Here is a 7199-nt window from a genome sequence, read left to right on the forward strand (position 1 = left end):
GGACGCGCAGCGCGTCCGTCGGCCCCTCCGCCGTGTCCGACCGCCCGTCGGCGGTCGGTGAGGGCGCCGGTCCGGTCAGGCGGAGGCCCCGAGGGACTCCTGCCGTTCCGCCGTGGCCACCGGGTGGCCGGAGGCCACGGCCGGGGAGCGGCGGCCGCCGCGCAGGCCGAGCACGCCGACCACGGCCACGGCCGCGAACGCGGCGGCGCCGATCCAGAAGGTGGCGGTGAAGGCGGACTCGGCGGGCAGGGCGGGCACGCCGGGCGGGAGGTGGGCGATGGTCCGCGAGGACAGGATGGTGGTGACCACCGCGCTGCCGATGGCGCTGCCCGTGGAGCGCGAGATCGAGTTGATGCCGTTGGCGATGCCGCTCTGGTGCGGCGGGACGCTGGACATGATGACCGCGGGCATGGCGGCGTACCCGAAGCTGACGGCCGCGCCGACGATGATCCCGGCGCCGATCACGGAGGCGGTGTGGGTGTGGTCCAGGGCCAGCCACAGGAAGCCCACCGCGCCGAAGGCTGCGGCGAAGCCGAGGGCGGTCCGCGGCCCGCGGTGGCGCACGATCTGGCCGCCGATCGGGGAGGCCAGCAGGGAGACGATGGCGCCGGGCAGCAGGAACTGCACGGAGGCCCGCAGGATGGAGGCGTCGAAGCCGTAGCCGGTCAGCGCCTCGGGCATCTGCACCAGGTAGGAGACGCCGAGGAAGTTGGCGAACATCCCGAAGCCGACCAGCAGGCCCGCCAGGTTGGCCATGAGCACCGGGCGGTGCGCGAACATCCGCATGTCCACCAGCGGCTCGCGGACCTTGCGCTCGACGAGCACCCAGACGGCGGCCATCACGGCCGCGCCGGCGAGGCAGCCCAGCGTCCGGGCGGAGCCCCAGCCCCACTCGTGGCCCTGGGAGATGGGGAGCAGCAGCAGGAGGAGGGTGGCGCCGAGGGTGAGGGCGCCGAGGAAGTCGGTGCGACCGCCGGTCTTGTGGCGGGTGGCGGGCACCAGGGCGACGACGGCGATCAGTGCCAGGGCCGCGAAGACCGTGGCCATCCAGAAGGCGTCGCGGTAGTCGGCGTCCGCCCCGGAAGTGAGCAGTCCGGTGGCCACCAGGGCCAGTCCGCTGCCGAACGCCAGGGTGCCGCTGACCAGGGCCATCGCGCCGGGCAGCTTCTGCGGGCGGACCTCCTCGCGGAGCACGGACAGGGCCAGCGGGAAGATCGCGGTGGCGGCCCCCTGGAGCACCCGGCCGACGATCAGCACGGGCAGGGAGCCGGCGAGGGCGGTGATCACGGAGCCCACCACCATCACCGCGAGGACGGCCACCAGGGTGGGCTTTTTGCCGTGCTGGTCGCCGAAGCGGCCCAGCAGCGGGGTGAACACGGCCGCCGACAGCAGGGTGGCGGTCGTGACCCAGCTGACCCCGGCGGCCGAGGCCCCCAGGTCGGCGCGGATCAGGCCGAGGATCGGCACGGGCAGGGTCTGCATCATCGACACGACCATGGCGGCCAGGCTCAGGGCGAAGACGATGACCGTCTCGTTGCGCCGGCCGGCGGGCGGTGCGGTGGGGGGCGGGGTGCTCATGGTGGGCAGGACCTTCGGGTTTCTTGAGATCGGAGATGGTTGACGTAGTCAAGCAACTCGGTCGAAGGTAGCCGGGGATAGTTGAGGTGGTCAAGTAAACAATTGATAATGTCAAGGGTCTTCAGTAGGCTCGGAGCATGAGCACGTCCGTCCGGCCCCCTGTTCCCACCAAGCTCCAGCTGCTGGAGCTGCTCGCCGCGATCGGGACCGCCCAGTGGCGGGACTTCGCCGACGCGGCGGCGCGGTACGGCCTCACCTCCACCCAGGCCAAGGTCTTGGCCCAGCTGGAGGGCCCGGTCCCCATGCGCGGCCTCGCCACCCTGCTGGCCTGCGACGCCTCCAACGTCACCGGCATCGTGGACCGCCTGGAATCCCGCGAGCTGGTCCGCCGCGAACCCGATCCCGCCGACCGTCGCGTGAAGAACGTGGTCGCCACGGAAGCGGGCCGCGAGACCATTCGGCGCGTCCGCGAGGAGATGCAGGCCACCCACACGGCCCTCGACACCCTCGACGACGACGAGCGGGCGGCCCTCCAGGCCCTCCTGGAGCGGCTCCGACCCGGACTGGAACGCCGTCCCGCCTGAGCCCCGCCGGTCCCGCGCGGACCCGCGGGGCTCTCGCGCGGAGCCCTCCGTCAGCCGGTGCCCGGCTTGGTGCCCCACACCACGACCGCGTCCCCGAGCCGCACGGTGTTCCACAGCCGTCGGGCGTCGGCCAGCGCCAGGTTGATGCACCCCGCCGAACCGTTGCCGTCGAACAGGTCCCCGTACGTCCCGTGCAGGGCCTGCCCGCCGGAGAAGTACTGGGCGTACGGCATCGGCGCGTCGTCGTACAGCTGCGAGGTCTCGTCGATGACCCGGTCGGTGATCTCGTGCCAGCCCGGCCGGGTCTCCTGGCCCCACCGGCCCGAGCGCACCGCCACCGCCTCGAACACCGGCTTCCCGTCCCGCTGCACCCACAGCAGCTGCCGGTCCAGGTCCACGCAGACGATGCGCCGGCTGCGCACCGGACAGCGGCCCGCCGCGTTCGGCCTGGCCCGTTCGGCCTGCACCAGCGCGGCGCGGTGGGTGGCCAGGCCCGCGTACCCGTTCGCCGGGGTCACTCCGACGCGCTCCTGGAAGCCCCGGATCGCGGCGCAGTCCGCCGGTGACTGCCGCCCGTCCGCGGTCAGGCCGAGGTACTGCTCCAGTTCCCACTGGTAGGGCCCGGTGTCCGCGGTGCACGGCGCCGCCGGCGCCCCGGTTGCCGCGGCCGGTGCGACCGCCGGCCCCAGCAGGGCCGCCGTCGCGGCCGCGGCGACCACCGCGGCTATCCGGCTCCGTCCTCGCCCACCGGCCTTCTTCGGCATGCGCCCGTCCTCCGCTCTCGATCGTCCCCCTACCGGGCATTCGAGCACGAACCCCCGTGTCGGGGACGGAAGTGGACGGCCATTCGGGCGGCGGACCGCCCCGGGCGGACGGTGAGGGCGGACCGCAGGGCCGGGGTGGGGGAATCCCCCGGACCGGCCCAGCGGTCCGCCGGATGGGGGGTCGACGTGCCGTCAACAAAGCTGTGCGGATGACCACTTACTCGAAGAAGACCCTGGTGGCGGTCCTGACGGCCGCCACCGTCGCCGCCTCCCTCACCGGATTCGCGGGAGTCGCCGGAGCCTCCTCCGACGCCCCGCGGGCGGGCACCGGGGCGGCGGCCGGGATCCTGCCGGCGCGGGCCGGACAGCCCGCTCCGGTCCTCGACTGGCAGCCCTGCGAGAAGCCCGGCGGGCCCGCCGGGCAGGAGTGCGCCACGCTGTCGGTGCCCCTCGACCACGCCGACCCGACCGGCCCGCGGATCGAGGTGGCGGTCTCCCGGATCCGCGCCGCCCGGCTCGCCGGCGCCACCCGCGCGCCACTGGGCACCCTGCTCGTGATCCCCGGTGGGCCCGGTGGCTCCGGGGTGCAGCGCCTGACCCAGAAGGGCGACCGGCTGCGGGCCACCCTCGGCGACGCCTACGACCTGGTGGCCATGGACCCCCGCGGAGTCGGCGGCAGCACCACCGCGAGCTGCGGCCTGGACCCCGAGGACCGCCGACTCCTCACCCTGCGCTCCTGGCCCGGCCCGGGCGGGGAGGTCGCGGAGAACCACGCCCGCTCCCGCCGCACGGCCGAGGCGTGCGCCCGCAACGGCGGCGCGGTGCTGCGCAGCTTCACCACCGCCAACCAGGTCCGTGACCTCGACCTGCTGCGGGCCGCCCTCGGCGAGGAGAGGATCTCCGCCTGGGGGGTCTCGTACGGGGCGTACGTGGCGGCCGTGTACGCCCAGGAGTTCCCGCACCGGACGGACCGGTGGGTGCTCGACAGCGTGGGCGACCCGGACCCGGAGCGGCTGGCCCGCGGCTGGTTGGCCAACATGGCCCGGGGCGCGGAGGACCGCTTCCCCGACTTCGCGGCCTGGGCCGCGCACCCGGACCGGGACCGGGAGGGGTTGCGCCTCGCGGAGCGGCCCGAGCGGGTCCGCCCGCTGGTGCCGGCCCTCGCCGCCGAACTGGACGAGCGCCCCCGCCCCTCGGACGTGCCCGGTATCCCGCTCACCGGCAACGGGCTCCGACAGGCCCTCCAGAACGCCCTCTACGCCGACGCGGCCTTCCCCGCCTTCGCCCGCCTGGTGCGGGAGGCCCGGGACCCCGGCGCGACGCCCGCGCTGCCGCCCGAGCCGGCCGGCCCGATGAGCGACCAGGCGGCCGCCGTCATGATCGGCGTGATCTGCAACGACGTGACCTGGCCCACCGGATCCGTGGCCGGGTTCCGCCGGGCGGTGGCCGCCGACCGGGCCGCCTTCCCCCTGACCGGCGGGATGCCGGTGAACGTGACGCCCTGCGCCTTCTGGAAGGACCGCCCGGAGCGCGAGCCGGTGCGGATCACCGATCGCGGGCCCGGCGGGATCCTCCTGGTGAACAGCCGCCGCGACCCGGCGACCCCGCTCGCCGGCGCCCTGCGGATGCGGGCGGCCCTCGGGGACCGGGCCCGGACGCTGGTCGTGGAGCACGGCGGCCACGGCATGTACCTGGGCAACGGCAACGCCTGCGGGGACCGGGCCGTCACCGCCTACCTCAGCTCGGGGCGGCTTCCGGCGCGGGACGGGGTGTGCCCGGACTGACGACCGGGGCGGCGGCCGCGCCGGGGTCCACCGGGGCGGGCAGCGCGAAGAACCGGAGGAAGAACTGCGCGAGCGGGCCGATGGCCAGGGCGTAGACCAGCGTGGCCACCCCGACCGTGCCGCCGAGCAGGAAGCCGGCCGCCAGGACGGTCAGCTCGATCCCGGTGCGCACCAGCCGGATCGAGCGGCCGGTGCGCCGGTGCAGCCCGGTCATCAGGCCGTCCCGGGGGCCGGGGCCGTACCGCGCCGAGATGTACAGGCCGGTGGCGACCCCGTTGAGCAGCACTCCCGCCGCCAGCATCAGGGACTGGGCCCACAGCCCGTCCGCGGCGGGCACCAGGGCGATGGTCCCGTCCATGGTGAGGCCGACCACGAAGACGTTCGAGACGGTGCCCAGACCGGGCCGCTGCCGCAGCGGCACCCAGAGCAGCAGCACCAGGGCGCCCACGGCGACGGAGACGAGGCCGATGCTCCAGCCGATCCGCTCCGCCACCCCTTGGTGGAACACGTCCCACGGGTCCAGCCCGAGCCCCGCCCGCACCATCAGGGCCGAGCTGGCCCCGTACAGGGAGAGACCCAGGTAGAGGTGGGTGAGGCGGCGCGCGGTACGGGCCCGGGGGGTGGGGAGCGGCGGGCTGGCAGCGGGTCGGGAGGACACCGGCGGCACCTTTCGGTCTCGGCCAATAGGGGGTGGGTGTCCAGGGTCCGGGAGTTTTGGAACCCGTAACCAGGGCCAATTCGACCCGAGTGGCCTCTTTTTTCGTCGCCTCGGGAATGCGGACCCCAGAGCCTCGGAGGGGCGTGCGTCCCCGGCTTCCCGCCCGTCACCGCCGTCCCGGACGGCCCGCGCGCCCACCACCAGGGCCCTTCGCTCCGGGTGCCGGAGGTGCGGTCGCGACGGGTGTGGGGACAAAATCGAGCAAAACAGAGCAGTGACACCCCTTGAACGACCAAAGTGGGGTGGGGTTAGCATATGAGCGCCGCCTAGCTCGAAAGATGTGCCTGTGACTGTCAACGACGACTCGTTCACCAACTGGAAAAACCGCGAGGAGATCGCGGAATCGATGATCCCGATCATCGGGAAGCTGCAGCGCGAGCGGGACGTGACCGTCCTGCTGCACAGCCGCTCCTTGGTGAACAAGTCGGTGGTCAGCATCCTGAAGACCCACCGGTTCGCCCGCCAGATCGACGGCGAGGAGCTGTCGGTCACCGACACCATGCCGTTCCTGAGCGCGCTCACCACCCTCGACCTGGGACCCTCCCAGATCGACCTGGGCATGCTCGCCGCCACCTACCGCGCCGACGACCGCGGCCTCTCCGTGGCCGAGTTCACGGCCGAGGCCGTCGCCGGCGCCACCGGCGAGAACAAGATCGAGCGCGCGGGCGCCCGTGACGTCGTCCTCTACGGCTTCGGCCGCATCGGCCGCCTCGTGGCCCGCCTCCTCATCGAGAAGGCCGGCTCCGGCAACGGCCTCCGGCTGCGCGCCATCGTCGTGCGCGGCGGTGGCGAGGCCGACCTCGTCAAGCGCGCCTCCCTGCTCCGCCGCGACTCCATCCACGGCCAGTTCAACGGCACCATCACCGTGGACGAGGAACGCAGCACCATCGTCGCCAACGGCAACGAGATCAAGGTGATCTACGCCAACGACCCCTCCGAGGTCGACTACACGGCGTACGGCATCAAGGACGCCATCCTCATCGACAACACCGGCAAGTGGCGCGACCGTGCCGGTCTGGCGAAGCACCTGCGTCCCGGCATCGACAAGGTCGTCCTGACGGCCCCGGGCAAGGGCGACGTCCCGAACATCGTCCACGGCGTCAACCACGACATGATCAAGCCGGACGAGAAGATCCTGTCCTGCGCCTCCTGCACCACCAACGCCATCGTCCCGCCGCTGAAGGCCATGGACGACGAGTACGGCGTGCTGCGCGGCCACGTGGAGACCGTCCACTCGTTCACGAACGACCAGAACCTCCTGGACAACTACCACAAGGCCGACCGCCGCGGCCGTTCCGCGCCGCTCAACATGGTCATCACCGAGACCGGTGCCGCCTCCGCCGTGGCCAAGGCCCTCCCGGACCTCAAGGCGCCGATCACCGGCAGCTCGATCCGCGTGCCCGTCCCGGACGTCTCGATCGCCATCCTGAGCCTGCGCCTGGGCCGCGAGACCACCCGCGACGAGGTGCTGGAGTACCTCCGCGACGTCTCGCTGAACTCCTCGCTGAAGCGCCAGATCGACTTCACCACCGCCCCCGACGCCGTCTCCATGGACTTCGTGGGCTCGCGCCACGCCTCGATCATCGACGCCGGCGCCACCAAGGTCGACGGCGACAACGCCATCCTCTACCTCTGGTACGACAACGAGTTCGGCTACTCGTGCCAGGTGATCCGGGTGGTCCAGCACGTCTCCGGGGTCGAGTACCCCACCTTCCCGGCCCCGCGTTCCTGACGCACCGGCCGTGACCGGCGCCGCCGCACCCCCGCCCCC

6 protein-coding genes are annotated in these 7199 nt (G+C 73.4%); 3 read left to right on the forward strand and 3 right to left on the reverse strand.

All coding sequences use genetic code 11. The annotated features are described in order from the left end of the window. Positions 1-75: 75 nt before the first annotated feature. Positions 76-1578, reverse strand: coding sequence for an MFS transporter (locus tag ABTZ17_RS35490; protein ID WP_352199937.1), 1503 nt, complete (start codon positions 1576-1578; stop codon positions 76-78). Between the two features lie 137 nt (positions 1579-1715). Between ABTZ17_RS35490 and ABTZ17_RS35495 the strand changes: the two genes are divergently transcribed. Then, entirely contained in the window at positions 1716-2162 is a 447-nt protein-coding gene (locus tag ABTZ17_RS35495) for a MarR family winged helix-turn-helix transcriptional regulator (protein ID WP_352199938.1), read from the forward strand. A 50-nt stretch (positions 2163-2212) separates the two neighbouring features. Here ABTZ17_RS35495 and ABTZ17_RS35500 read toward each other — a convergent pair whose 3' ends face one another. Then, entirely contained in the window at positions 2213-2926 is a 714-nt protein-coding gene (locus ABTZ17_RS35500) for a L,D-transpeptidase (protein WP_352199939.1), read from the reverse strand. 209 nt (positions 2927-3135) lie between these two features. Between ABTZ17_RS35500 and ABTZ17_RS35505 the strand changes: the two genes are divergently transcribed. Next, positions 3136-4710: an alpha/beta hydrolase gene (locus ABTZ17_RS35505; RefSeq protein ID WP_352199940.1), complete on the forward strand. Its 1575-nt coding sequence runs from the start codon at positions 3136-3138 to the stop codon at positions 4708-4710. Here ABTZ17_RS35505 and yczE read toward each other — a convergent pair. Beyond that, on the reverse strand, positions 4664-5368 hold the full coding sequence (yczE, locus tag ABTZ17_RS35510; RefSeq protein ID WP_502994978.1) for a membrane protein YczE: 705 nt from the start codon (positions 5366-5368) through the stop codon (positions 4664-4666). The genes ABTZ17_RS35505 and yczE overlap by 47 nt on opposite strands. A 346-nt stretch (positions 5369-5714) precedes the next feature. Between yczE and ABTZ17_RS35515 the strand changes: the two genes are divergently transcribed. Further along, positions 5715-7160, forward strand: coding sequence for a glyceraldehyde-3-phosphate dehydrogenase (locus ABTZ17_RS35515; RefSeq protein WP_352199941.1), 1446 nt, complete (start codon positions 5715-5717; stop codon positions 7158-7160). The last annotated feature ends 39 nt before the right edge of the window (positions 7161-7199 follow it).

Source organism: Streptomyces sp. NPDC097619, assembly GCF_040302735.1.
Taxonomy (GTDB): domain Bacteria; phylum Actinomycetota; class Actinomycetes; order Streptomycetales; family Streptomycetaceae; genus Streptomyces.

Coding starts and splice junctions, on each gene's coding strand:
- ABTZ17_RS35495 (WP_352199938.1), top strand. CDS start 1,716: ATGAGCACGTCCGTCCGGCCCCCTGTTCCCACCAAGCTCCAGCTGCTG.
- ABTZ17_RS35500 (WP_352199939.1), bottom strand. CDS start 2,926: ATGCCGAAGAAGGCCGGTGGGCGAGGACGGAGCCGGATAGCCGCGGTG.
- ABTZ17_RS35490 (WP_352199937.1), bottom strand. CDS start 1,578: ATGAGCACCCCGCCCCCCACCGCACCGCCCGCCGGCCGGCGCAACGAG.
- ABTZ17_RS35505 (WP_352199940.1), top strand. CDS start 3,136: ATGACCACTTACTCGAAGAAGACCCTGGTGGCGGTCCTGACGGCCGCC.